General features: G+C 52.6%; 31 protein-coding genes, 1 tRNA gene and 3 pseudogenes. 16 read left to right on the top strand and 19 right to left on the bottom strand.

What is annotated here, in order from left to right; genetic code table 11:
* Nucleotides 1-64: 64 nt before the first annotated feature.
* Nucleotides 65-883: an undecaprenyl-diphosphate phosphatase gene (bacA, locus tag OGX98_RS13280; protein WP_045447674.1), complete on the bottom strand. Its 819-nt coding sequence runs from the start codon at nt 881-883 to the stop codon at nt 65-67.
* A gap of 89 nt (nt 884-972) precedes the next feature.
* Complete coding sequence (folB, locus tag OGX98_RS13285; RefSeq protein ID WP_045447677.1) at nt 973-1,341, bottom strand: bifunctional dihydroneopterin aldolase/7,8-dihydroneopterin epimerase; 369 nt, start codon at nt 1,339-1,341, stop codon at nt 973-975.
* 106 nt (nt 1,342-1,447) lie between these two features.
* Here folB and plsY point away from each other — a divergent pair, with 106 nt between their 5' ends.
* On the top strand, nt 1,448-2,065 hold the full coding sequence (gene plsY / locus OGX98_RS13290; RefSeq protein WP_045449781.1) for a glycerol-3-phosphate 1-O-acyltransferase PlsY: 618 nt from the start codon (nt 1,448-1,450) through the stop codon (nt 2,063-2,065).
* Between the two features lie 38 nt (nt 2,066-2,103).
* Here plsY and ttdR read toward each other — a convergent pair whose 3' ends face one another.
* Nucleotides 2,104-3,036, bottom strand: coding sequence for an L-tartrate utilization transcriptional activator TtdR (gene ttdR, locus OGX98_RS13295; protein WP_286595380.1), 933 nt, complete (start codon nt 3,034-3,036; stop codon nt 2,104-2,106).
* A 211-nt stretch (nt 3,037-3,247) separates the two neighbouring features.
* On the opposite strand from ttdR, the gene ttdA reads away from it, so the two are divergent.
* The 10 genes from ttdA to ureG all read left to right on the top strand — a co-directional run bounded on the left by ttdA (nt 3,248) and on the right by ureG (nt 11,326).
* On the top strand, nt 3,248-4,159 hold the full coding sequence (gene ttdA, locus OGX98_RS13300) for a L(+)-tartrate dehydratase subunit alpha (protein WP_370637214.1): 912 nt from the start codon (nt 3,248-3,250) through the stop codon (nt 4,157-4,159).
* Entirely contained in the window at nt 4,156-4,761 is a 606-nt protein-coding gene (ttdB, locus tag OGX98_RS13305) for a L(+)-tartrate dehydratase subunit beta (protein WP_045447683.1), read from the top strand. Before ttdA ends, ttdB begins: the two co-directional genes overlap by 4 nt.
* Before the next feature lie 49 nt (nt 4,762-4,810).
* Nucleotides 4,811-6,274 (top strand): anion permease, encoded by a 1,464-nt coding sequence (locus OGX98_RS13310; RefSeq protein WP_286595381.1) that lies wholly within the window; start codon nt 4,811-4,813, stop codon nt 6,272-6,274.
* A gap of 83 nt (nt 6,275-6,357) precedes the next feature.
* Complete coding sequence (locus OGX98_RS13315; protein WP_286595382.1) at nt 6,358-7,221, top strand: urease accessory protein UreD; 864 nt, start codon at nt 6,358-6,360, stop codon at nt 7,219-7,221.
* A 10-nt stretch (nt 7,222-7,231) separates the two neighbouring features.
* A complete protein-coding gene (locus OGX98_RS13320; protein WP_045447688.1) occupies nt 7,232-7,534 on the top strand; it encodes an urease subunit gamma in 303 nt (100 codons plus the stop codon).
* Between the two features lie 9 nt (nt 7,535-7,543).
* Entirely contained in the window at nt 7,544-7,864 is a 321-nt protein-coding gene (locus OGX98_RS13325; protein WP_286595383.1) for an urease subunit beta, read from the top strand.
* Nucleotides 7,857-9,560, top strand: coding sequence for an urease subunit alpha (gene ureC, locus OGX98_RS13330; protein WP_286595384.1), 1,704 nt, complete (start codon nt 7,857-7,859; stop codon nt 9,558-9,560). The genes OGX98_RS13325 and ureC overlap by 8 nt, the downstream gene beginning before the upstream one ends.
* Nucleotides 9,561-9,569: 9 nt before the next feature.
* The gene (gene ureE / locus OGX98_RS13335) at nt 9,570-10,028 is read left to right on the top strand and encodes an urease accessory protein UreE (RefSeq protein WP_225761446.1); all 459 of its coding nucleotides are present in this window, start codon (nt 9,570-9,572) and stop codon (nt 10,026-10,028) included.
* On the top strand, nt 10,028-10,699 hold the full coding sequence (locus OGX98_RS13340) for an urease accessory protein UreF (protein WP_286595385.1): 672 nt from the start codon (nt 10,028-10,030) through the stop codon (nt 10,697-10,699). Before ureE ends, OGX98_RS13340 begins: the two co-directional genes overlap by 1 nt.
* A 9-nt stretch (nt 10,700-10,708) precedes the next feature.
* A complete protein-coding gene (ureG, locus tag OGX98_RS13345; protein WP_045447714.1) occupies nt 10,709-11,326 on the top strand; it encodes an urease accessory protein UreG in 618 nt (205 codons plus the stop codon).
* A gap of 78 nt (nt 11,327-11,404) precedes the next feature.
* Here the strand turns inward: ureG and tsaD are convergent, their stop codons facing one another.
* On the bottom strand, nt 11,405-12,418 hold the full coding sequence (tsaD, locus tag OGX98_RS13350) for a tRNA (adenosine(37)-N6)-threonylcarbamoyltransferase complex transferase subunit TsaD (protein ID WP_045447717.1): 1,014 nt from the start codon (nt 12,416-12,418) through the stop codon (nt 11,405-11,407).
* Between the two features lie 236 nt (nt 12,419-12,654).
* Here tsaD and rpsU point away from each other — a divergent pair, with 236 nt between their 5' ends.
* From rpsU to rpoD, 3 genes are all read left to right on the top strand, one after another.
* Nucleotides 12,655-12,870, top strand: a complete 216-nt coding sequence (rpsU, locus tag OGX98_RS13355; RefSeq protein ID WP_001144069.1) for a 30S ribosomal protein S21 — start codon at nt 12,655-12,657, stop codon at nt 12,868-12,870.
* A gap of 113 nt (nt 12,871-12,983) precedes the next feature.
* Nucleotides 12,984-14,729, top strand: a complete 1,746-nt coding sequence (dnaG, locus tag OGX98_RS13360) for a DNA primase (protein WP_286595386.1) — start codon at nt 12,984-12,986, stop codon at nt 14,727-14,729.
* Nucleotides 14,730-15,001: 272 nt separating this feature from the next.
* Nucleotides 15,002-16,846 (top strand): RNA polymerase sigma factor RpoD, encoded by a 1,845-nt coding sequence (rpoD, locus tag OGX98_RS13365; RefSeq protein WP_045447727.1) that lies wholly within the window; start codon nt 15,002-15,004, stop codon nt 16,844-16,846.
* A gap of 45 nt (nt 16,847-16,891) precedes the next feature.
* Here rpoD and mug read toward each other — a convergent pair whose 3' ends face one another.
* Entirely contained in the window at nt 16,892-17,398 is a 507-nt protein-coding gene (gene mug, locus OGX98_RS13370; RefSeq protein ID WP_045447729.1) for a G/U mismatch-specific DNA glycosylase, read from the bottom strand.
* Nucleotides 17,399-17,522: 124 nt separating this feature from the next.
* Between mug and OGX98_RS13375 the strand changes: the two genes are divergently transcribed.
* Nucleotides 17,523-17,598 (top strand) — tRNA-Ile (locus tag OGX98_RS13375).
* 102 nt (nt 17,599-17,700) lie between these two features.
* On the opposite strand, the pseudogene OGX98_RS13380 reads toward OGX98_RS13375, so the two are convergent.
* Nucleotides 17,701-17,934, bottom strand: a pseudogene (locus OGX98_RS13380) (DUF4942 domain-containing protein); the annotation flags it as partial.
* A 127-nt stretch (nt 17,935-18,061) separates the two neighbouring features.
* On the opposite strand from OGX98_RS13380, the pseudogene OGX98_RS13385 reads away from it, so the two are divergent.
* Nucleotides 18,062-18,330, top strand: a pseudogene (locus OGX98_RS13385) (helix-turn-helix domain-containing protein); the annotation flags it as partial.
* A 237-nt stretch (nt 18,331-18,567) separates the two neighbouring features.
* On the opposite strand, the gene OGX98_RS13390 reads toward OGX98_RS13385, so the two are convergent.
* The 13 genes and pseudogenes from OGX98_RS13390 to OGX98_RS13450 form a co-directional block, all read right to left on the bottom strand.
* Nucleotides 18,568-19,140: a hypothetical protein gene (locus tag OGX98_RS13390; RefSeq protein WP_286595387.1), complete on the bottom strand. Its 573-nt coding sequence runs from the start codon at nt 19,138-19,140 to the stop codon at nt 18,568-18,570.
* A gap of 174 nt (nt 19,141-19,314) precedes the next feature.
* Nucleotides 19,315-19,479 (bottom strand): annotated as a pseudogene (locus OGX98_RS13395) (DUF4942 domain-containing protein); the annotation flags it as partial.
* A 116-nt stretch (nt 19,480-19,595) separates the two neighbouring features.
* Nucleotides 19,596-19,937, bottom strand: coding sequence for a TA system toxin CbtA family protein (locus OGX98_RS13400; RefSeq protein ID WP_286595388.1), 342 nt, complete (start codon nt 19,935-19,937; stop codon nt 19,596-19,598).
* Nucleotides 19,938-19,957: 20 nt separating this feature from the next.
* Entirely contained in the window at nt 19,958-20,275 is a 318-nt protein-coding gene (locus OGX98_RS13405; protein ID WP_286595389.1) for a type IV toxin-antitoxin system YeeU family antitoxin, read from the bottom strand.
* A 66-nt stretch (nt 20,276-20,341) separates the two neighbouring features.
* Nucleotides 20,342-20,488, bottom strand: coding sequence for a DUF987 family protein (locus OGX98_RS13410; protein ID WP_286595390.1), 147 nt, complete (start codon nt 20,486-20,488; stop codon nt 20,342-20,344).
* Between the two features lie 34 nt (nt 20,489-20,522).
* On the bottom strand, nt 20,523-20,999 hold the full coding sequence (locus OGX98_RS13415; protein ID WP_286595391.1) for a JAB domain-containing protein: 477 nt from the start codon (nt 20,997-20,999) through the stop codon (nt 20,523-20,525).
* A 15-nt stretch (nt 21,000-21,014) separates the two neighbouring features.
* A complete protein-coding gene (locus OGX98_RS13420) occupies nt 21,015-21,473 on the bottom strand; it encodes an antirestriction protein (protein ID WP_286595392.1) in 459 nt (152 codons plus the stop codon).
* A 102-nt stretch (nt 21,474-21,575) separates the two neighbouring features.
* On the bottom strand, nt 21,576-21,815 hold the full coding sequence (locus OGX98_RS13425; protein ID WP_286595393.1) for a DUF905 domain-containing protein: 240 nt from the start codon (nt 21,813-21,815) through the stop codon (nt 21,576-21,578).
* 77 nt (nt 21,816-21,892) lie between these two features.
* A complete protein-coding gene (locus OGX98_RS13430) occupies nt 21,893-22,303 on the bottom strand; it encodes a hypothetical protein (RefSeq protein ID WP_286595395.1) in 411 nt (136 codons plus the stop codon).
* Between the two features lie 66 nt (nt 22,304-22,369).
* Nucleotides 22,370-22,807: a hypothetical protein gene (locus OGX98_RS13435; RefSeq protein WP_024198335.1), complete on the bottom strand. Its 438-nt coding sequence runs from the start codon at nt 22,805-22,807 to the stop codon at nt 22,370-22,372.
* A 41-nt stretch (nt 22,808-22,848) separates the two neighbouring features.
* Nucleotides 22,849-23,385: a DUF4339 domain-containing protein gene (locus tag OGX98_RS13440; protein WP_000219797.1), complete on the bottom strand. Its 537-nt coding sequence runs from the start codon at nt 23,383-23,385 to the stop codon at nt 22,849-22,851.
* 25 nt (nt 23,386-23,410) lie between these two features.
* Nucleotides 23,411-24,121, bottom strand: coding sequence for a hypothetical protein (locus OGX98_RS13445; protein ID WP_024198336.1), 711 nt, complete (start codon nt 24,119-24,121; stop codon nt 23,411-23,413).
* A 208-nt stretch (nt 24,122-24,329) separates the two neighbouring features.
* On the bottom strand, nt 24,330-24,737 hold a 408-nt coding region (locus OGX98_RS13450), incomplete at its 5' end, for a DUF932 domain-containing protein (protein WP_286595396.1).

Below are 24,737 nucleotides of genomic sequence, written 5' to 3' on the forward strand. Positions count from 1 at the left end.
CGCTTACCCAGCAGGCGTGGCCGGATAAGACGAGTAAGCGTCACCATCCGGCACCATGGCAAACTCAGAAGAACACAACGTAAACAGCGGCAGCCACAATAAAGCGGTAAATCGCAAACGGAATGAACGAAATACGTTTAATCAATTGCAGGAAGGTTTTGATCGCCACCAGCGCCACGACAAAAGCCGTCACGAAACCCACAGCAAACATAGGAATATCAGCTGTCGTCAGGAACGACCAGCTTTTGTAGAGATCCAGCGCCGTTGCGCCCATCATCATCGGTACTGCCAGCAGGAACGAAAATTCAGATGCGGCATAACGACTCACCCCCATCAGCATCCCACCAGAGATGGTCGCACCAGAACGCGAAAAGCCAGGCCACAGAGCCAGACACTGGAAACAACCGATCATAAATGCCTGACGATAAGTCATATCATCCAACCCCGGTGCTCGCGGTTCCTTGGGTTTCAGGCATTCTGCAGCAATCAACAACAAACCGCCGACCACCAGTGCGTACATAACGTTAATTGGGTTAAACAGCGACTTAATCATGTCGTGGAACACTAATCCCAACACGACTGCCGGAATCATCCCCAGCAAAATATGTCCCAACGTCAGACGTCCTTTGCCAGTGCCTTCATGCGGGGTTTTGCCGAAATGGATGCCAATCAGGCCAAACAAACGCCGCCAGAACATCACCACAACTGCCAGAATAGATCCCAGTTGGATCACCACCTCAAATGTTTTTGCGGTATCACCTTCAAACCCCAGCAGATGGCCAACAATAATCATATGGCCTGTACTGGAGACAGGTAAAAACTCCGTCAGCCCCTCAACCACACCCAAAATGGCCGCCACCAGCAGCGAGTGCATATCGCTCATCAATAAACCCCTAAATAAAAAAAACGGACAATAAAAAAAGAGCCTGCTTTAAGACCCTTTTATACACGTTTGGTTTATATATTATTAAGTTAATTATTTTCTTTCAGAGTATTGCCACGCTCAATGATCACCCCAACGTTTGCCGCGCGTGCCACCGCCCCAGGTTTACTGAGTTTGATACGCACCCATGGAGAATTAAAACGACTCAATAGCAACTCCGCCACTTCTTCTGCCACACGTTCGACCAGCGCAAATCGCCCGCCTTCCACGTGGCTGACAACGGTTTGAGCTATATCAGCATAGCTTAGACAATCAGCAACATCGTCGCTTTTGGCCGATTTGCGGTTATCCCACGCCATTTCGATATCGAACACCAGTTTTTGTTCGATGGTTTGTTCCCAGTCGTAAACACCGATAGTGGTGATTACCGAAAGTTGCTCTATAAATACAATATCCATCACGACCTGCCTGCTTTTTGGCTAACCCGGATACCACTTCCGGCGAAATATGCGTATTATCCACAGAAGTAGCGTTTTACACGACATTTTCAAAACGGAACAGCTTATGAGTGCAATCGCGCCTGGAATGATCATCTTCGCGTACCTCTGCGGCTCAATTTCCAGTGCCATTCTGGTCTGCCGCCTCGCGGGTTTACCCGACCCACGCGACAGCGGCTCCGGTAACCCCGGCGCAACAAACGTGTTGCGTATAGGTGGCAAGGGAGCAGCCGTAGCCGTGCTGATTTTCGACGTCCTGAAGGGTATGTTACCCGTGTGGGGCGCATATGCGCTAGGCGTCAGTCCCTTCTGGTTGGGATTGATCGCTATCGCCGCCTGTCTGGGCCACATTTGGCCGGTATTCTTTGGCTTTAAAGGCGGTAAAGGCGTAGCCACTGCGTTTGGTGCGATAGCGCCAATAGGCTGGGATCTTACTGGCGTAATGGCGGGAACGTGGCTGCTAACCGTATTATTGAGCGGCTATTCTTCGTTAGGGGCTATCGTCAGCGCCCTGATTGCCCCGTTTTATGTCTGGTGGTTCAAACCCCAGTTCACTTTCCCGGTCTCTATGTTGTCGTGCTTAATTCTGCTGCGCCATCATGACAATATCCAGCGTCTGTGGCGTCGTCAGGAACCGAAAATCTGGACCAAGCTGAAGAAAAAACGCGAAAAAGATCCCGAATAATTGCTGCCGGATGGCGAGGCTAACGCGTCTTATCCGGCCTACGGAACCTGATATCCTTCGCCAGGTTTACCCAATCGGTGCTGACACCATGTCGCCAGAAACTCCACACACACTCTTAGCTTGGTGCTACGGTATAACGGCTCCCGATATACCGCCCAAATATTGGCGCTTTGCGCATAATCCGGTAGCACACGTACCAGCTCGCCGCTTTTCAGGAATGGCAGAACATCCCACTCGGAGCGCAACATAATTCCCTTTCCTTGCAGCGCCCACTGCAACACAATCTCGCCGCTGTTAGAAGACAGATGCCCTGCGACCTTAACCGATTTTTTCTCCTGCCCATTATTAAGTTCCCATATCCCATGCGTCATATCGCGTTCTTTCGTCACCAGGCAATCATGGTGGCTTAATTCCTGTAGCGTCATCGGTTGACCGTATTTATGTAAATACATCGGTGCTGCACACAATATCCTTTTATTTTTCGTTAACAAATGCGCAATATAATAGTCTGGGATTTCATCATTAATACGAATATCCAGATCGATATTATCCTGAGCTAAATCAATTTGCCGATCGTAAAGCTCAAAATGTACCTGTAATTCGGGATAACTGTGCATTAATTCGGTAATAGCCGGGGCGATATAACTACGCCCAAACCCAAAACTACAGCCGATACGGATCATCCCTTCCGGGCGTGTTTTGATTCGTGTGACGTCATCCACCAGGTGCTGATAACGGGCGAGGATCTCCAGCGCATGTTCATAACATCGCTGCCCACTTTCCGTTAGTGTCACACCCCGAGCAGAGCGGCTCAGCAGTGTAGTCCCCAACGTTTGCTCAAGGATCTGAATGCGTTTCGTCACAAACGCAGGTGTTTGCCTCAGCGTCGCGGCGGCAGCGCTAAAGCTTCCGGTATGAACAATGTCCACCAGTACCTGCAGGTCTTTGGCTAAGGGATAAGTGTTCAGCATGTTCTGAATATCCGTGGATAGTGTTAGTCGCAGTGTAATTCCCCGTAACAAATTAAACCCTGCCCTTGCGCAATTTTCAGCGCCTTATTTTGACATCATTCACGAACTGTTAATTAGATATTCACAGCAGCAAAAAATATAAAACCACATTTTTAGTGGTAGTTTGTGGCGGAGAATTTATTTCCAGATAAATAAAAGAACTGGAGTTGACATGATGAGCAATCAAAATAACCAGAATGCGATAAAGACGTTGACTAACATTGTCGCTGATTTTACCGCCATGATTTCTACCCGGATGCCCGATGACGTTGTGGATAAATTAAAACAGCTACGGGAAGGCGAAACCTCGCCCATGGGCAAAATTATCTATCACACCATGTTCGATAACATGCAAAAAGCTATCGACCTGAATCGCCCGGCGTGTCAGGACACCGGTGAGATCATGTTCTTTGTGAAGGTCGGTTCACGTTTTCCTCTCCTGGGTGAACTGCAAAGCATTCTTAAGCAGGCCGTTGAAGATGCCACGGTAAAAGCACCGCTGCGCCATAACGCAGTAGAGATTTTTGACGAAGTAAATACCGGGAAAAATACCGGTACCGGCGTGCCGTGGGTGACCTGGGACATCATCCCTGACGGTGATGATGCTGAAATCGAAGTCTATATGGCAGGTGGAGGCTGTACGTTACCAGGACGTTCCAAAGTGTTAATGCCCTCCGAAGGTTATGAAGGCGTGGTGAAATTTGTCTTCGAAAACATTTCAACACTGGCGGTAAACGCCTGCCCGCCAGTGCTGGTAGGCGTTGGTATCGCCACTTCCGTGGAAACCGCTGCCGTGCTCTCACGTAAGGCCGTTCTGCGTCCTATTGGAACACGCCACCCAAATCCAAAAGCCGCTGAGCTGGAACTGCGTCTGGAAGAGGGACTTAACCGTCTGGGGATTGGTCCACAGGGGCTAACCGGCAATAGTTCCGTCATGGGTGTACATATTGAATCCGCTGCACGTCATCCATCGACGATTGGTGTCGCCGTTTCTACCGGCTGCTGGGCGCATCGTCGCGGCACGCTGCTGGTTCATGCCGATCTCTCCTTCGAAAATCTGTCTCACACCCGGAGCGCGTTATGAAAAAGATCCTGACAACCCCGATCAAAGCCGAAGACCTGGAAGATATTCGCGTTGGCGATGTGATTTACCTTACCGGTACGCTGGTCACCTGCCGTGACGTATGTCATCGCCGCCTGATCGAGCTTAAACGTCCTATTCCTTTCGACCTCAACGGTAAAGCGATCTTCCACGCCGGGCCTATCGTGCGTAAGAACGGGGAAAAATGGGAGATGGTCTCCGTCGGTCCAACCACCAGCATGCGTATGGAGGCCTTTGAGAAAGAGTTCATTGAGCAAACTGGCGTGAAACTGGTCGTCGGTAAAGGTGGCATGGGGCCGTTGACTGAAGAAGGATGTAAGCAGTTTAAAGCGCTGCATGTGATCTTCCCCGCAGGGTGTGCGGTAGTTGCCGCAACGCAGGTTGAAGAGATCGAAGAAGTGCACTGGACAGAGCTTGGGATGCCGGAATCGCTATGGGTTTGTCGGGTAAAAGAGTTCGGTCCGCTGATTGTCTCCATCGATACCCACGGTAACAACCTGATCGCTGAAAACAAAAAGCTGTTCGCTGAACGTCGCGACCCTATCGTGGACGAGATCTGCGAGCACGTGCACTACATCAAATAACCCTCCCGGAGAGGCGTGATGCCTCTCCTCTTTTCGCAGGGATACAACAATGGCACCTTTAGCTGGTTGGTGGCGATACCTGGCTCCGCTGGTGGTCATCGCCATTATTGCTGTTCTGCCCGTTCCCACTGGTCTTGAGAGTCATACCTGGCTCTATTTTGCCGTCTTTACCGGTGTGATTGTGGGACTCATTCTGGAACCTGTACCAGGCGCTGTGGTGGCAATGATCGGGATCTCGATCATCGCTGTACTTTCGCCATGGCTGTTATTTAGCCCTGAACAACTTGCCCAGGACGGTTTTAAATTTACCGCCAAATCATTGTCGTGGGCAGTTTCTGGTTTTTCAAACTCGGTTATCTGGCTGATTTTCGCAGCATTTATGTTCGGTACCGGTTATGAGAAAACCGGTCTGGGTCGGCGTATTGCGCTATGGCTGGTGAAAAGGATGGGACACCGTACACTGTTTCTCGGCTATGCGGTGATGTTTTCTGAGCTGATCCTCGCCCCCGTCACCCCTTCCAACTCTGCGCGTGGTGCAGGAATTATCTATCCGATTATTCGTAACCTGCCGCCGCTGTATAATTCACAGCCGAATGATTCCAGTTCTCGCTCTATTGGCTCCTATATTATGTGGATGGGAATCGTCGCTGACTGCGTCACCAGCGCCATTTTCTTAACGGCAATGGCGCCAAACCTGCTGCTGATTGGCCTGATGAAAGGCGCTTCTCATACCGCACTAAGCTGGGGCGACTGGTTCTTAGGTATGCTGCCGCTGAGCATTTTACTGATGTTGTTAGTGCCATGGCTGGCGTATGTGCTGTACCCACCGGTGCTGAAATCAGGCAATCAGGTTCCTCTCTGGGCAGAGTCGGAACTTAACGCGATGGGCCCCCTCTGCTCGCGAGAAAAGAAAATGCTGGTACTGATGGTCGGGGCACTGGTGCTGTGGATCTTTGGCGGCGATTATATCGATGCCGCAATGGTCGGTTACAGCGTCGTCGCACTGATGCTGGTGCTACGTATCATATCCTGGGATGACATTGTCAGTAATAAAGCAGCATGGAACGTCTTTTTCTGGCTGGCCTCACTGATTACCCTGGCGACCGGGCTAAATAACACCGGCTTTATTACCTGGTTTGGTAAATTACTGGCGAACGGACTAAGCGGTTACTCGCCCATCATGGTAATGGTGGCACTGATCGTGGTGTTTTACCTGCTGCGCTACTTCTTTGCCAGTGCCACAGCTTATACCTCCGCACTGGCTCCAATGATGATTGCTGCCGCACTGGCAATGCCGGCAATCCCGCTGCCAGTATTCTGCCTGATGGTAGGGGCTGCAATTGGTCTGGGCAGTATTCTTACCCCATACGCAACAGGTCCAAGCCCGATCTATTACGGCAGCGGCTATTTACCAACGGTTGATTACTGGCGGCTGGGCGCAATTTTCGGCCTGATCTTCCTGGTGCTGTTGGTGATAACCGGTCTGGTCTGGATGCCTCTCGTTTTGCTGTAAACCTCGTTGGGGCGACATGATGCCGCCCCTTTTTTCCATAAGCTTCTTGTATGACCGTTTACCTGTGCGCTGAGGCATACTTTTTGGTATGCACACATCCTCACGTTGATAAGGGAAACGCTCTGGACACCGCGGCGCACGAGACACTCACACGGGGCTGGCAGGCTGAACTGGACCTGCGGTTCACCCGTTCCGCGCACAAAACAGTGCTCGCTTCAGCTCGCCATGTTGGTCCACTAACGGTACAACGCCCGTTCTACCCGGAAGAAGACGTGTGCCACCTCTATTTACTTCATCCGCCCGGCGGGATTGTCGGAGGCGATGAGTTACATATCTCCGTCGCTCTGGATAACAAAAGCCACGCGTTAATCACCATGCCCGGTGCAGGGAAGTTTTATCGCAGTTCAGGTCCACTGGCAGTACTGCGCCAGGATTTTACACTCGCTCCGCAAAGCACGCTGGAATGGCTCCCGCAGGATACGATCCTCTTTCCCGGCGCACACGCGAACCTTCAGTCCGCGTTTCATCTTGCCAGTAACAGCCGTCTGCTGGCCTGGGATCTCTACTGCCTGGGGCGACCGGTGATGCAGGAAGCCTTCAACCACGGCTCGCTACACAGCCGTCTGGAGGTGTGGCGAGAGGGTTTGCCGTTGCTGATAGAACGGCTACATATTCAAAACGGTGAACTGAATGCCCTTGCCTGTCAGCCCTGGCTTGGCACGCTGCTGTGCTATCCGGCCACAGAAAACATGTTGGATGGCATTCGCGAACGGCTTGCGCCTCTCGGCGATTATACCGGGGCAACGGTGGTCGACTCATTGTTGACGGTACGCGTTCTCGCCAATGACAACCTGGTCGTTCAGCGCGTAATGCGCAACCTCTGGCAGTTTCTGCGCCCGCTGCTGACTCAAAAACCCCCTGTACTACCCCGAATCTGGCAAACATAAGAGAACCACTATGGAACTGACTCCCAGAGAAAAAGACAAGTTGTTGCTCTTTACTGCCGCGCTGGTGGCGGAGCGCCGTCTGGCCCGCGGACTGAAGCTCAATTACCCGGAATCGGTAGCGTTGATTAGCGCCTTCATCATGGAAGGTGCGCGTGACGGCAAAACCGTTGCATCACTGATGGAAGACGGTCGCCACGTTCTGACCCGCGATCAGGTGATGGAGGGGGTGCCGGAAATGATCCCAGACATTCAGGTTGAAGCCACCTTCCCGGACGGTTCGAAGCTGGTCACCGTTCACAACCCGATCATATAAGGAGCGGTCATGATCCCTGGTGAATATAAAATTCTGGCGGGAAATATCGCTATCAACGCAGGAAGAGAAACCTGCACGATCGTGGTGGAGAACCATGGCGATCGCCCCGTTCAGGTCGGATCGCATTATCACTTTTATGAGGTCAATCCGGCGCTGCGTTTTGATCGTCCAAAAGCATTAGGTTTTCGTCTGAATATTCCTGCAGGTACAGCAGTACGTTTCGAGCCTGGTCAAAAGCGGGAAGTCGAACTGGTTCGCGTGGCGGGTGCACAGCGGATCTTTGGTTTTCGCGGCGACGTGATGGGCGCGCTGGAGGCAGACAATGAGTGATCTATCCCGGCAGGCCTACGCCGACATGTTTGGCCCCACCACTGGTGACAAAGTCCGTCTGGCAGATACCGAACTGTGGATCGAAGTAGAAAACGATCTCACCACTTACGGTGAGGAGGTCAAATTCGGCGGTGGAAAGGTGATCCGCGATGGTATGGGCCAGGGGCAAATGAACGCTCAGGCGTGCGTGGACCTGGTGATCACTAACGCGTTGATCATCGATCACTGGGGGATCGTCAAAGCAGATATCGGCATAAAAGAGGGCAGGATCGTCGCTATAGGCAAAGCGGGCAACCCGGATATACAGCCCGATGTCACGATCCCGATCGGTGTAGGGACGGAAGCGATAGCCGGTGAAGGAAAGATCGTCACCGCAGGTGGCGTGGATACCCATATTCACTGGATCTGCCCACAACAGGCAGAAGAGGCGCTGGTCTCCGGCGTGACAACAATGATCGGTGGCGGCACAGGTCCTGCTGCCGGGACCCATGCGACAACCTGCACGCCAGGTCCGTGGTATATCGCCCGGATGTTACAGGCGGCAGACACGCTACCGGTCAATATTGGTCTTCTGGGCAAAGGCAACGGCTCGAGTCCTGATGCTCTACGCGAACAGGTAATGGCAGGTGCGATCGGTCTGAAGATCCATGAGGACTGGGGCGCAACACCTGCGGCGATCGACTGTGCGTTGAGCGTGGCCGAAGAAATGGACATTCAGGTCGCGCTACACAGCGATACGTTGAATGAGTCCGGCTTCGTCGAAGATACACTGGCGGCGATCGGCGATCGCACTATTCATACCTTCCACACTGAAGGTGCTGGCGGCGGGCATGCACCGAATATCATCACTGCTTGCGCATATGCCAATATTTTACCCTCTTCCACCAACCCGACGCTGCCTTATACCGTCAATACCATCGATGAACATCTGGACATGTTGATGGTCTGCCATCACCTCGACCCGGATATTGCCGAAGACGTGGCGTTTGCCGAGTCACGCATTCGCCGGGAAACGATCGCTGCCGAAGACGTCCTGCATGACATTGGCGCGTTTTCTCTGACGTCATCAGATTCCCAGGCGATGGGACGTGTCGGGGAAGTGATCCTGCGAACCTGGCAGGTAGCCCACCGGATGAAGATCCAGCGCGGCGCGCTGGCGGAAGAGACCGGCGACAACGATAACCAGCGTGTTAAACGTTATATCGCCAAATACACCATCAACCCGGCGCTGACACACGGCATCGCCCATGAGGTTGGCTCGATAGAGGTCGGAAAACTGGCGGATCTGGTGCTCTGGTCACCCGCTTTTTTTGGCGTGAAGCCCGCCACGATCATTAAGGGGGGCATGATTGCCTGCGCGCCGATGGGCGATATCAACGCCTCGATTCCCACTCCACAGCCGGTGCATTACCGCATGATGTTCGGGGCACTCGGCGCAGCACGCCATCACAGCCGCCTGACGTTTATTTCGCAAGCTGCTGCTACACATAACATCCCACAGCAGCTCAATTTGCAAAGCGCTATCGCGGTGGCAAAAGGCTGCCGGACGGTAAAAAAAGCCGACATGATCCACAACTGTCTGCAACCCAATATTACCGTCGATGCCCAGACCTATGAGGTACGCATCGACGGTGAATTAATTACCAGCGAACCGGCAGACGTGCTGCCGATGGCGCAACGTTACTTTTTATTTTAAGGAGTCGAGATGCTGTTTCTGACGCAACGTATTGAAACCTCTGCCGCTGTAACCGCCACGCTGACGCTGCCCATCGATGTTCGCGTCAAAAGCCGCGCGAAAGTGCGGCTGAACGACGGGCGTGAGGCGGGTTTACTGCTGCCACGTGGTCTGTTGTTACGCGGGGGGGATCGTCTGAGCACGGCAGAAGGTACAGAAGTGGTAGAAATTATCGCAGCAAACGAAGCAGTCTCCGTCGTGCACTGCGCCGATCCGTTCCTGCTCGCTAAAGCCTGTTATCACCTGGGAAACCGTCACGTACCGCTGCAAATTCTGCCCGATGAACTGCGCTATCACCACGATCATGTGCTGGATGACATGCTGCGCCAGTTCGATCTACAGGTCACGTTTGCCCACCTGCCCTTTGAGCCGGAAGCGGGCGCGTATGCCAGCGAGTCCCACGGGCACCATCACAGTCATGCACACTGATGCGTGAAACCCAACAGCTGCGCCTGATGCAGCTCGCCAGCAGTAGCTTACCGGTGGGATCGTTTACCTGGTCCCAGGGTCTGGAGTGGGCGGTGGAAATCGGCTGGATAACAGATACCGAAACCTTCGCGCAGTGGCAAATCCAACAGATGGAACAGAACTTTTTTTCCGTCGATTTACCACTGCTGGCCCGCCTTTACCATGCCTGCGAGCTGGATGATATCAGTACCGCTCGCCGCTGGACGGCATATCTGCTGGCCTGTCGGGAAACCCGAGAACTGCGTGAGGAAGAACGCAGCAGAGGTGCAGCCTTCGCACGCCTGGTAGTCGACTGGGAACCGGATTGCGTCCAGGAATGGCGCGCGATCTTCGCCGACAGCCAGCTTTGCGGTTTGGCCTGGCTGGGCGTGCGCTGGAAAATCCCTCTGATCAGTCTCGCTCTGAGTTTCGGCTACAGCTGGATCGAGAGCGCCGTCATGGCCGGGGTCAAACTGGTTCCCTTTGGGCAACAGGCGGCGCAGCGATTGATTCTTTTGCTTTGCGATCGATATGCGCAGGGCCTGGATCAGGCACTGACATGTCCTGATGACGGACTGGGATCCGCAACACCGCTGGCCGCTATCGCCTCTGCCCGACATGAAACCCAATATTGCCGATTATTCCGCTCCTGAGGAGAAAAAATGAGTGAATACAAACATCCCCTGCGCGTTGGCGTGGGTGGTCCGGTCGGTTCCGGTAAAACGGCGTTGCTGGAGGCATTATGCAAAGCCATGCGCAACACATACCAACTGGCTGTGGTGACCAACGATATTTACACCAAAGAAGATCAGCGCATTCTCACCGAAGCGGGGGCGCTGGAGCCGGAAAGAATCGTGGGAGTGGAAACCGGCGGCTGTCCACATACGGCGATCCGCGAAGATGCTTCGATGAATCTGGCTGCGGTGGAAGCGCTGAGCAAAAAGTTTGGCAATCTGGAGCTGATCTTTGTGGAAAGCGGCGGCGACAACCTGAGCGCAACCTTCAGCCCGGAATTAGCGGATCTGACGATCTACGTGATCGACGTCGCCGAAGGCGAAAAGATCCCACGTAAAGGCGGGCCAGGGATCACTAAATCTGATTTTCTGGTGATCAACAAAACCGATCTCGCCCCTTACGTCGGAGCCTCACTGGCAGTTATGGAGCGCGACACTATGCGCATGCGCGGCGAGCGTCCGTGGACGTTTACTAATTTAAAAACGGGCGCGGGTCTGGAAAAAATAATCACATTTCTGGAAGAAAAAGGGATGCTGCGGGAGTAGTTTTCTTGCCCGGTAACCTGTGCTTACCGGGCCTACGGAATCTGTAGGCCGGATACTGCTATCCGGCACTATATCAACTTATGCTGCCGGTAATTCCGCCAGCGGCCAGCGTGGGCGCACCGTTACGCCAAGGTCTGCCGTAGCACCGGCTTTAAAACGCACCATGCCGGCATAGGCGATCATCGCCCCATTATCAGTACAAAATTCCGGGCGCGCATAGAACACTTCACCACGGCGTTTTTGCATCATCTCCGCCAGTTTCGCACGCAGAGTACGGTTCGCACTCACTCCACCCGCCATCACCAGACGTTTAAAACCGGTTTGATCCAACGCGCGTTTGCACTTGATCATCAGCGTATCGACTACTGCATCTTCAAAGGCACGAGCGATATCCGCGCGAGTCTGATCGTCATTTTCGTTATTACGGATGGTGTTCGCGGCAAAGGTCTTCAGACCGGAGAAGCTGAAATCCAGTCCCGGACGATCGGTCATCGGGCGCGGGAAGACAAAGCGCTTTTCCACGCCTTGCGATGCCAGCTTAGAGAGCATCGGGCCGCCAGGATAATCCAGCCCCAACAGCTTGGCCGTTTTATCGAACGCTTCGCCTGCGGCATCATCAATCGATTCGCCCAGCAGTTCATACTGGCCAATACCAGTGACGCTAATCAGTTGTGTGTGTCCACCGGAAACCAGCAGTGCTACAAAAGGGAATTCCGGCGGATTATCTTCCAACATCGGTGCCAGCAGATGGCCTTCCATATGGTGAACAGGAATTGCAGGCACGTTCCATGCGAACGCCAGCGAGCGCCCAACCGTTGCCCCAACCAGCAGCGCGCCAACCAGACCTGGGCCTGCAGTATAAGCCACCGCATCAATATCTTTTGCCGTCAGGTTCGCTTCTTTTAACGCAGCCTGAATCAGCGGCACAGTTTTACGCACGTGATCGCGCGAGGCCAGTTCAGGCACAACACCACCGTAGTCAGCGTGCAATTTCACCTGACTATACAATTGGTTGGCTAAAAGACCTTTTTCATCGTCGTAAATGGCGATGCCGGTTTCATCACAGGATGTTTCAATTCCCAGTACACGCATGTCTTGTTTTACCTCGCTCTAATACCGCGCAGTGTAGGTCGAATGCGGGTTGATGTAAAACTTTGTTCGCCCCAGGAAGAAGCGTCGTGTATACTCCTCACCCTTATAAAAGTCCCTTTCAATATCGTGTCGGTGCTTTACAAAGCAGCAGCAATTGCAGTAAAATTCCGCACCATTTTGAAATAAGCTGGCGTTGATGCCAGCGGCAAACCGAATTTATTAAAGGTGAGAGTTACATGCCGGTAATTAAAGTACGTGAAAACGAGCCGTTCGACGTAGCACTGCGTCGCTTCAAGCGTTCCTGCGAGAAAGCAGGTGTTCTGGCGGAAGTTCGTCGTCGTGAGTTTTATGAAAAACCGACTACCGAACGTAAGCGCGCTAAAGCTTCTGCTGTGAAACGTCACGCGAAGAAACTGGCTCGCGAAAACGCACGCCGCACTCGTCTGTACTAAGTCTTCTGAGAGCTAAGTCTCTCAATTCAGACCGAGTTGTAGTTGTAAGGCCGTGCTTCCGAAAGGAATGCGCGGCTTATTTTCGTTTATAGTCATCAGAAATAACGGGGCTTATGGCTGGACGAATTCCACGTGTTTTTATTAATGATCTGCTAGCAAGAACCGACATTGTCGATCTGATCGATGCGCGGGTGAAGCTGAAAAAGCAGGGCAAAAATTATCATGCGTGCTGTCCGTTCCATAACGAAAAAACCCCCTCTTTCACCGTAAACGGTGAAAAACAGTTTTATCACTGCTTTGGATGTGGCGCGCATGGCAACGCCGTCGATTTTCTCATGAACTACGACAAGCTCGAGTTTGTGGAAACCGTCGAAGAACTTGCCGCAATGCACAACCTCGAAGTGCCTTATGAAGCAGGCAGTGGCCCCAGTCAGATAGAGCGCCATCAACGGCAAAGTCTTTATCAATTGATGGATGGCCTGAACACGTTTTATCAACAGTCTCTGATGCAACCCGCCGCTACACCTGCGCGCCAGTATCTGGAAAAGCGAGGACTCAGTAGCGACGTGATCACCCGTTTTGCTATTGGTTTTGCGCCCCCCGGCTGGGACAACGTCCTGAAACGGTTTGGCGGTAATCCTGAAAATCGCAAATCGCTGATCGACGCGGGTATGTTGGTCACCAACGATCAGGGACGCAGTTACGATCGTTTCCGTGAACGGGTTATGTTCCCCATCCGCGACAAACGTGGTCGGGTGATTGGTTTTGGTGGACGCGTGCTGGGCGATGCCCTGCCGAAGTACCTGAACTCCCCGGAAACCGATATTTTCCATAAAGGTCGTCAGTTGTATGGCCTTTATGAAGCCCAACAGGATAACGCCGATCCACAGCGCCTGTTAGTGGTTGAAGGCTATATGGATGTGGTCGCGCTGGCACAATTCGGCATTAACTACGCCGTGGCATCCCTTGGGACGTCAACCACCGCCGATCACATTCAACTGCTGTTCCGTGCGACGAACAACGTCATTTGCTGTTACGACGGAGACCATGCCGGACGCGATGCTGCCTGGCGCGCGCTGGAAACCGCACTGCCTTACATGACAGACGGACGTCAGCTGCGCTTTATGTTTTTACCTGATGGCGAAGATCCCGATACGCTGGTGCGTAAAGAAGGGAAAGAGGCATTTGAAACCCGGATGGAGCAGGCCTTACCGCTCTCCGCGTTTTTATTTAACAGCCTGCTGCCCCAGGTGGATTTGAGTACTCCGGATGGACGTGCACAGCTAAGCACTTTAGCACTGCCGCTGATCACTCAGGTTCCAGGCGAAACGCTGCGTATTTATCTGCGGCAGGAGTTAGGGAACAAGCTCGGCATTCTGGATGACAGCCAGCTTGAACGTTTAATGCCAAAACTGGCAGAAAATGGGGCTTCCCGCCCTGTTCCACAGCTAAAACGCACTACCATGCGTATACTGATAGGGTTACTGGTGCAAAACCCGGACTTAGCACCGCTGGTTCCGCCGTTAGGCGCCCTGGACCAAAATAAGCTACCCGGACTTGGCTTATTTAGAGAACTGGTCAACACTTGTCTGTCTCAGCCAGGTCTGACCACCGGACAACTTTTAGAGCACTATCGCGGCACAAATGATGCTGCAACCCTTGAAAAACTGTCGATGTGGGACGATATAGCAGATAAAGATATCGCAGAAAAAACCTTCACCGACTCACTCAACCATATGTTTGATTCGATGCTTGAACTGCGCCAGGAAGAGTTGATAGCTCGTGAGCGCACACACGGTTTAAGCAGCGAAGAACGCCGGGAACTCTGGACACTGAACCAGGAGCTGGCTAAAAAATAAGCGAAAGACAAAATCATTCGCGTTGTATCAAGGCAGTAAGTGAACGAACTCCAGGGAGTGTACATCAGTACATGACCAGGATGAGTGAACGCAGCTAACGCAGAGACAACGTGAAGGATGAAGTATTTAACGGCTTAACTGCCGAATATCGTTCGGGAAGACCCCGACAGCCGCACGGAGAGGCAGCGGCAAATATAAGTATGCCCTCGTTTTGCCGTTGGCGGTTTTACCGCCCAACACCAATCAAACGAATTAAGTGTGGATACCGTCTTATGGAGCAAAACCCGCAGTCACAGCTGAAGCTTCTTGTCCAACGTGGTAAGGAGCAAGGCTATCTGACCTATGCCGAGGTCAATGACCATCTGCCGGAAGATATCGTCGATTCAGATCAAATCGAAGACATCATCCAAATGATCAATGACATGGGTATTCAGGTGATGGAAGAAGCACCGGATGCCGATGATCTGCTGCTTGCCGAAACCTCCAACAGCACCGATGAAGACGCGGAAGAAGCGGCTGCCCAGGTTCTGTCCAGCGTTGAGTCCGAAATCGGCCGTACAACTGACCCGGTACGCATGTATATGCGTGAAATGGGTACCGTTGAGCTGTTAACCCGTGAAGGCGAAATCGACATCGCTAAACGTATTGAAGACGGGATTAACCAGGTTCAATGCTCCGTTGCCGAATACCCGGAAGCCATCACCTACCTGCTTGAACAATACGATCGCGTTGAAGCTGAAGAAGCGCGTCTTTCCGATCTGATCACCGGCTTTGTTGATCCGAACGCGGAAGAAGACCTGGCACCAACAGCGACGCACGTTGGCTCTGAACTCTCTCAGGAAGAGATGGATGACGACGAAGACGAAGATGAAGAAGAAGACGACGACAGCAGCGATGACGACAACAGCATCGATCCTGAATTAGCGCGTGAGAAATTCGGTGAGCTGCGTACTCAGTACGAAATCACCCGTGACACTATCAAAGCGAAAGGCCGCAGCCATGCAGCCGCGCAGGAAGAAATTCAGAAGCTGTCTGAAGTGTTCAAACAGTTCCGCCTGGTGCCGAAGCAGTTCGACTACCTGGTAAACAGCATGCGCGTCATGATGGACCGTGTGCGTACTCAGGAACGTCTGATCATGAAGCTCTGCGTTGAGCAGTGCAAAATGCCGAAGAAAAACTTCATTACTCTGTTCACCGGCAACGAAACCAGCGAAACCTGGTTCAACGCAGCAATCGCAATGAACAAGCCGTGGTCTGAAAAACTGCACGACGTTGCAGATGATGTTCACCGCGGCCTGCAGAAACTGCAGCAGATCGAAGAAGAAACCGGACTGACCATTGAGCAGGTCAAAGATATCAACCGTCGTATGTCAATCGGTGAAGCGAAAGCCCGCCGTGCGAAAAAAGAGATGGTTGAAGCAAACTTGCGTCTGGTTATCTCTATCGCCAAAAAATACACCAACCGTGGTCTGCAGTTCCTGGATCTGATTCAGGAAGGCAACATCGGTCTGATGAAAGCGGTAGATAAGTTTGAATACCGTCGTGGTTACAAGTTCTCCACCTATGCAACCTGGTGGATCCGTCAGGCGATCACCCGTTCGATCGCGGATCAGGCACGTACCATCCGTATCCCGGTACATATGATTGAGACTATCAACAAGCTCAACCGTATCTCCCGCCAGATGCTGCAAGAGATGGGTCGCGAGCCGACGCCGGAAGAACTGGCAGAACGTATGTTGATGCCGGAAGATAAGATCCGCAAAGTGCTGAAGATTGCCAAAGAGCCTATCTCCATGGAAACGCCAATTGGCGACGACGAAGATTCGCATCTGGGTGATTTCATCGAGGATACCACCCTCGAGCTGCCGCTGGACTCTGCCACTACTGAGAGCCTGCGTGCCGCTACGCACGACGTTCTGGCTGGCCTGACCGCTCGTGAAGCGAAAGTTCTGCGTATGCGCTTCGGTATTGATATGAACACCGACCACACGCTGGAAGAAGTGGGTAAACAGTTCGACGTTACCCGCGAACGTATCCGTCAGATCGAAGCGAAGGCGCTGCGTAAACTGCGCCACCCGAGCCGTTCTGAAGTGCTGCGTAGCTTCCTCGACGATTAATCTCGCCGTATAAGCACAAACGCCACCGCAAGGTGGCGTTTTTCTTTACAGCCCGCGAACAACCAGGGCGTCATCTAATTCCCGATACGCTTGCACCAGCTTTTCCAGCGAAATCCGGCTCAACCCGCTGGGGTTTGGCAACACCCAGATCTGCGTACCACCAATCGTGAACGTCTGTTTTCCCCACTGCGCCCCACGCTGGCTGAAACCTTGTTCAAACGCCTGTTTACCCAGAATAGCTAACGCCGAAGGCTGATAGTCTTCAATTTTCTCAATGAGTTTACGGCCACCGCTACGCATTTCCTGTAGCTTCACTTCATTGGCCTGTACCGTCGGTCTGTCGACAAATTTGGTAACACCACAGCGGAAATCCAGCAAATGTTCCGCCTCTTCCGGCTTTAGCTGGCGATCGGTAAATCCCGCCTGATGGATGACTTTCCAGAAGCGGTTTGCAGGATGTGCAAATGGAAACCCTGTCCCCGCCGAAGATAGCCCCGGATTGATGCCGCAAAAAATCACTCGCAGCCCCGGCGCCAGTATGTCCTTAACCATAATCACTCCCAGCAATACATCAATGGACAAGTATAACGGACTGAAAATACATTGTTTATAAAAACAGCATCCGTACGCTTATGGCTGGATTGCAGCACAGAGTTACTTTATAATCCACCGCCACGGCCCCTTAGCTCAGTGGTTAGAGCAGGCGACTCATAATCGCTTGGTCGTTGGTTCAAACCCAACAGGGGCCACCAAATAAAACAAGGAGTTAGATGAGAAATCGTCTGACTCCTTTTTCGTTTTATACGAATCGGGTCAGGTAATGGGTCAGGTAAGGAATTGCCTCCCTACCCTCTTCATCCCGCTGCCAGCATCCCCGGATAGTGCTTCGCCACGATATCATTCAACTTTTCTGTCAGATCACACCGTTTAAAAGTGATGTGCGCTGTTCCCTTCCGGAAGTAACGGATACTGAAGAAATCATCTTCGTAAATATCCTTCGTAGGGTTGGCCCGAATATGATCCATCAATCGAGTAGTAACATCGCCACGGTTGTCGGGTATCGGTTTACCATCTAAATAGCGCAGAATAGTAGATCACTTTGAGGGAACTCAGCCCGGATTGTGCGATCTGATCAATCGCCAAATCAAAACAAATCACCAAAAGGACTGAGCGGTACCGATCATAGCACCTATTCCTCGAGGTGAAAGACGCCTGATGCAGAAAGCTATCCATAAAATTCGTGATAAAAATCATGCCTGCAGACTCACTGCTATGTTGATGCTGCACCGGGGCGAGCGCGTCAGCGACGTTGCCAGGACACTCTGCTGCGCCCGTTCATCTGTCGGGCGCTGGATTAACTGATTCACACTGTCAGGTGTGGAAGGTCTGAAGCCCTGCCAGCAGGACGCTTCCGACGCTGGCCTTTTGAACATAACTGCGCCCTGTTACGTGAACTGTTAAAACATTCTCCCAGCAATTTTGGCTGTAGGGAGTAATTTGGCGTGATTTCTCAGCTTCGCTACAGTTTGCCGGATATTGCGCAGTTTGACTCGCAAGTAGGTATCAAGGTAGTCATCGACGCGCGGCGCAGACATAAATCATAGAATGTGCCAAACGTGCAGGAAGCTCTGTGGCGCGTTTTTTATCAAGGCTAGAGGAAATCATGGTGCGGAATTTGCGATGTTTTGATAGTGCGACTGGCTAAGCCGCACGCTAATTACTTAGCTAAAATGGAAATACGCGAGCACAGCCATAACAACGAACGAGCCAAAACCTAATAACCCTTCGCGATGCTTAGTTGACCATTTCCGCTCGTAACGCAGCGGCTCGTAGAAAGGCGTTACCCATTTAAGGAACTCTGCATTGAGATTGTCCAAGGACTCTTTAGATCGTTTAAGCCGGATGCCGACAGTATATTGGCGTCGTAATAAATCGACCCGGCAGTTACTAATGAGTTCTCTTTCAGTTGTCAGCTCGGATTCATCAATGAATTCAAAAGAGCCAAGGACAACTTGGTGTTTTGCTTGGAAGTCTTTATGGGTCACAAAAGCATCACAGGTGATCAGGTCACCTTGAGAGATGAATCTCTGGAGATCAATGCCGTGAGTTGCCTGTAAATTGTCGATTAATTGCTGCCTAATTACTCTATTGAATGGTCGGATGTAACCCCATTTGAGATCAATATCGTCATCATATGATTCATAGCTGAAAAACTCACCCTCCATAGGCTTTCCGCTTTGTTCGAAGCGCACATAACCATCCGGTTTGGCTTGGTAATAATTGGATGCGGGCATAAACTTCCTTGCGAAAGATAGTGAGAAAAATCCCAAGTGGTTTATTGAACTATGCGGGAGAGTTTTTTTCAACAACGTTCAGAGTGCAACTATAAGGATGATTTTGTCGCCGCTGAAGTTTTTGGACGCAATGTCTGTGAGAGTCGCTTCCAAACCTAAATAGCTTCCGCAAACTTGCGCTGTACCACCGCCAATTTCTGAGGTTAGCCGTGAAATGGCATCAAGTTTCTGGATGAGTTGCTCAATCTGATTTAGTGTTGTATCGCGGCCTGTCACTATGCGTTCAATACTGGTCGAGCAACTCAGCTCGCTATGATCGGTTAATACTTCAGTTTGCATGATATTTTGTCCGTAAAAAGCAAACGCGCCCAACCAGCGAATGGCAGGCGCATTATGCAACATGTAAACAAGGGAGAAAGATCAGAAATTTAAATCGGGAAGGTTGTACGCAATATTCACCGTACTGTGTTATTACGGCTTTGCTGCAACAAGCCAGTTGCCTGTCGCGCTCGCAGTATATCTACAGCCCGAAGATAAGGTGATTGTTCCTGCCAGCTAAATCCTTTGCGATCAATTCGAACCAGCTCGTATTTTTCCACCAGAAAGTTAACGGCATCAGCCAGCGTGATACCGGCGTCTATATGTTCCTGAATAACCGTTTCATCGCTGAACGGGGTGTCGTTTAGCGTCAGGCCATAGTGTTTTTCGAGCAGTCGGGTCAGCAGCATTTGCCAGACTGCCACGGGCGACAGGCAAGGCTTCGCCGCCCGCGAAGTTGTTGCAGGTAGAGGTTTCATGTTTGCTCTCGTGAAAGTTATTAGCGCTGAGTGGGATAAATTGTGATGTATATGTAGCCGCAACTACCACGGGTGTCGGCTTCGCAGGTGAAACCGTTGTGATACAGGGTGATGCAGTGGGCGTGTTGCGGATTCAGTTCGCCCGTGCTCAGCATGGATTCCATCTGGCTGATAAAGAGCGGGAATGTTTCATTCAGCTTCCGGCAATCTGCGTCACTGAGCTTGCCGGTGATGCTGGCCCGGTCAGCCAGATAATGAAGCCGGTTGCCCTCCTGCACCAGACGGGCTACCGGACGCGGCGTGATATCCCGCTGCAGGCCCCATGTGATGTTACTCATTGATAACCTCCTTTCTTGTCAGTTCAGGGTAATACTCATCAGGCAGGCATAGGGCCCGTTGCGGTCCTAGCGGCGTTCGGCGTATACCGCCAGAACACCTGAGATATCCGGCACGTCCCTGCCGGTGTAATGGCAGACGCTGCCATGCCACTGGTATTTGCCGGTGCAGTAGCGAAAGATTCGGGACTCAGGATGCTGGCGGTATATCGTCATTGCCCTGCGTTCATATAAATTTTCATGTCATACCTCACAGCAGACCGTGTTCTGCGAACGAATAGATTTGCCTGCCACCAACAATCAGATGGTCAGGTACGCGGATATCCACCAGTTGAAGTACCTGAACCAGTCGCTGCGTGAGGGCTTTGTCAGCCTGGCTGGGCGTCGTCTCGCCGGAAGGATGGTTATGCGCCAGTATCACCGCCGCCGCATTGAAATACAGAGCACGTTTGACCACTTCCCGGGGATGGACCTCGGTGCGGTTAATCGTGCCGCTAAAGAGCGTCTCATGGGCAATAAGCTGATTCTGGTTGTCCAGATACAACACCCGGAACTCTTCCCGCTCAAGCGCGGTCATATGCAGTCGCAGCCATTCACGTACGGCGTGGGTGGAGGTGAAGGCTACCCCGGGCTCATGCAAATGCCGGTCCAGAATCCTGAGGGCACGCTGAATGAGACGCCGGTCCTGTGGCGTTATCTCGCCGGGTAAAAAGGAAAGCTGTTTCATTCGTTGTTCCTCTGGTCAGTCGATGATACGCAGAATGGCGTGGGCTTCAGGATGCTGCAGGGCGTAATCCCGCAGGCGGTAATAGTGCGTGGTCATTGCGTCACACTCTGTACGGCAGGCGTGATGGCTGTATTCAATCAGGCAGACCGCGATACCGGCGGCTTCCACGCTCATTTCCGCACTATTGCCGTTCATGCTGTTGAACAGACGCCATTTATCGTCATTGTCAATATCAGGGGCCATAAACGCACCACCATTGCTGAGCGTGTAAAAGGACCAGATACCACCGCTGTACTCATCACAGAAGCGGTCCATCCAGGCGAAAATATGCAGCTCCAGGGTTATCCATTGTGGAATGGTGCCAAAGTGCTGCGGCCAGAAGCAGATACGCTGTTCGTCAGGTACCTGCGTTACGGTCAGTTCAAATTCGGATTCGTTAGCAGATGCAAGGTTGTTTTGTGTCGCTGTTGTCATGGGTATGTCTCCATTAATAAAAAATGCCAGCGGCGATGGCTGGCGTAGGGGGTAATAAAGTGGGTTCGGGAAGGTGAAATGTTGCTGGTAAATGATTCGGGGTCAGCGGGTGAAAGTGTCAGTGCGGATGCCTGACCTGCGGATATAACGGTTAAGACCTTCACCGGCATCCGGCTCAAAGTTCCATGCCCGCCAGACCATCCGGCCTTCGGCGTCGCGGACCACCAGGCGGAAGTGACTGCCCTGGTCGTCTTCAATACAGACGTTGTGATAGTGACGGGTAGTTGCTTCTGCCTGTTGCCGGGTGAACGGTCCTGGTGGCAGCATGTGAGATTCAGGCATTCGGTGTACCTTAAAAGCAAAAGCCCCTGACGCAGAAGCGTCAGGGGCTGTGGGTGTATGCAGGTGTGGGATGATTATCAGTAACCGGTTTGTACCTTATACAGCTGCAGGGTTTTACTGCCCCGGACAATTTTCACATACAGGGCATTATCTTTTGTGCCGCGCACAAACCCGGCCTGTACATCGCCCTTACAGTCACCACCGTCGTAAGGAATGTTGACACCGGTCTGGCGCACCAGGTCGATAACCCCGAAGCTTAAGTCTTCACAGGCCGGGCCCGGCAGGTCCTGAATCAGGGCAAATTTATGGTCGTCGCTGATACCGGTGAGTGAGCACATGGAGGTGTTGATGTCGTTTCCCTGGCACCAGTACTCCTGGCCGGGATTGTCCTTATCCATCAGGCTTGCCGGAAGCTGAGCGGCACCGGCACTGAAGGCGGCAAGTGACAGAATGAGGGCGGGTACAGCAGAGGTCATTATTTTCAGCATGGTCTTCTTCCTGAATTAATCCAGCCCGCTGTCGGGCAAAATAAGAGAGGTTGATATCGGGTGTTATCAGAAGCGCCGGTAGCGAAACAGCTCTTTGCCCTGGTAAAGTGCCACCAGGTCGTCATATTCCGGCTTCTTCTGGTTGGGTTTAAAGGTCACTACCGTGCCCGGACGGCACAGGTCTTTTACGGTGAGTCCGTATTTCTTGTCCGGAGTAATGGTGAATCCTTTCGACACATCGTTGCGCATGATAGTTATCCAGCCCCACAGGCCGCCTTCGCAGTCTTTAAAGGGTGCGGAACGCACCGTGACCATCCCGCCCAGGCGGTCAACAGACATGGCTTCGCATTTTCCGGTAACCTGACGATGCGCATCGCACCAGAAAATGTTCCCGTTGTTGTCATTAACTACAGCAGGGAGGGTCCGGTTATAAGGCTGAGCCTGAGCGCCCACACAGAGCAGAAGGCTGCCGGTAATACCCAGTACTTTAATCAGTGTTTTCATTACGTTGGTCCTAAACAGAGAAAGAATCAGGTAGCGGTCATTCAGGCCCAGACAGTCAGGGCCAGCATCAAAAGCCATACCCAGAAGTAAGCCGGTTTCTGACCGAGAGTTTTCGCCCGCCGCCACAGATAGAACGGCACCAGCCAGGCCAGTTTGCCGAACGTGGTGGTGTCCACTCCGGCCTTACGCAGGCGTCGTTCATCGAGATACCCCAGAGCAATATTGAGCAGCAGCGTGATAAACCAGTACTGCCCACCCGAGACGGCATCATATGCCTCGTCAAATGACATCCCGCTCAATCCTGCAGTCCACAACTCCAGCGCGTAGCCAATGAAGGGAGCAAATGCCAGCGTCCACACAACGCCACCCGGAATGCGGTTCCCCGGCAGCGCTGGTGGTGTGGTGCTCCGGAGCAGCGTCGAAGCCAGCGGAGTAGCGGAGACCGGCTGCCACTCTGCCATTCCCTGTCGCCACACCAGAGTGGATGCAGTCAGTTCACCGCGCATAATCAGGCTGGTGATGTCGTCTTCGGTCACATTGTCGTGGCGTATGCCATTTTTCTCGTAATGCCAGGTCATTGTTTTTCCTTCTTAACAGAGGTAATTAAATCAGTGTGTTGCCCGGCTCCTCCTCTGAGGGCCCAGGAGACAGGACTTCACGGATACAGCTGAAGTGCGGAAGGGCCCGGATAAAGCCCGCCTGTGTGGTTAACTGGCTGAGACGTTTTAGCGGGGTGAAAGTTGTATTGAGGACTGTCACCGCATGGATGGTCGCCAGTGGATGCACGGTGATATGCCCGTTAAGTTCACCGGTGAGGTACCAGCAGCCGTCGAGTGATATCAGGCGGTACGGGGCCAGTCCGTCACAGCGCTCTCCCTCAGCCAGCAGCAGTACCCGTTGGCAGGCGGTAATAGCACTGACGAGACGGTAGAACACCAGTGAGGTGGCCGGTGATATAGTCTGTGGCGGTTGCCACACCAGACAGGGCATCCCTCCTGCTGTGAGCAGCATGCCCGCCAGACGCCGGTCCAGCCCCGGAAAGATATCGGCCAGTCCGGACCGGTGAGCAAAGGTCAGCGCATCCAGCTCACCCTGTACGCCCCCACTGGTGCTGCGCAGGCGGCATTGCCCTCGTCGATACTCCAGGTCCAGATACATCAGCCGTTCGCGAAAATCCCGTCGCAGGGTACGGACTGACACACTAAACTCTGCAGCCAGCCGGGCCATGTTCAGCGTCTCACCGGCAACCAGGCGGCTGATTATCAGTGACAGCCTGACAGCCAGTCGGTCGTGACGGCGCTCTGCCTGTGTTATCTCAAATCTCCGTAATAATTAACTGACTGAATATGAAATGATTCTAAAGAGGGGGGCGGACAGGGTATGGACATGGAATGAACTATTTTTTATCTGCCACCGGAGGCAAGCCCAACGCGGCGCACCGTGAAATACGGTGATAAAACACTCAATCCAATGGAGGTAAAACGGACAGGGAGTGTCCTTTCCCAACATGCTGATAACAAGCTCAGGACTGAAACCCACTCAGCATCGCTTCCGCCATCACCCAGAGAGCCCGGTTGAGCTTCACATCGCCGTCGATACCACGCACGGCGCGGGTATGTGTTCGCCCACCTTTTGCACTCCGGCCACTGAGCCCGCCCTTAATCAGGTTCTCCTGAATACGCTGGTATGTGGTCCACAGGTCATTGCTCTCATCCTGCCAGCGGCGTGGGGAGAGTATCTGAGGTGCTGTCACCGGCTGGTGGTCCTCACCAAAACGGTACGTCAGTGCGGCCTGTGCCAGAGCCTGTTGTGCGGGCGGCGGCAGCATCAGCGACTGCATGGCATCCCGCTTCTCTTCCACACGGTCAAAAATACCCAGCACTTCATACGCCCCCTCAATCACCTGACTCACGACATCTCCTTTGTGCGG

It is taken from the genome of Citrobacter sp. Cm046 (assembly GCF_030333065.1).
GTDB classification, from domain to species: domain Bacteria; phylum Pseudomonadota; class Gammaproteobacteria; order Enterobacterales; family Enterobacteriaceae; genus Citrobacter; species Citrobacter murliniae.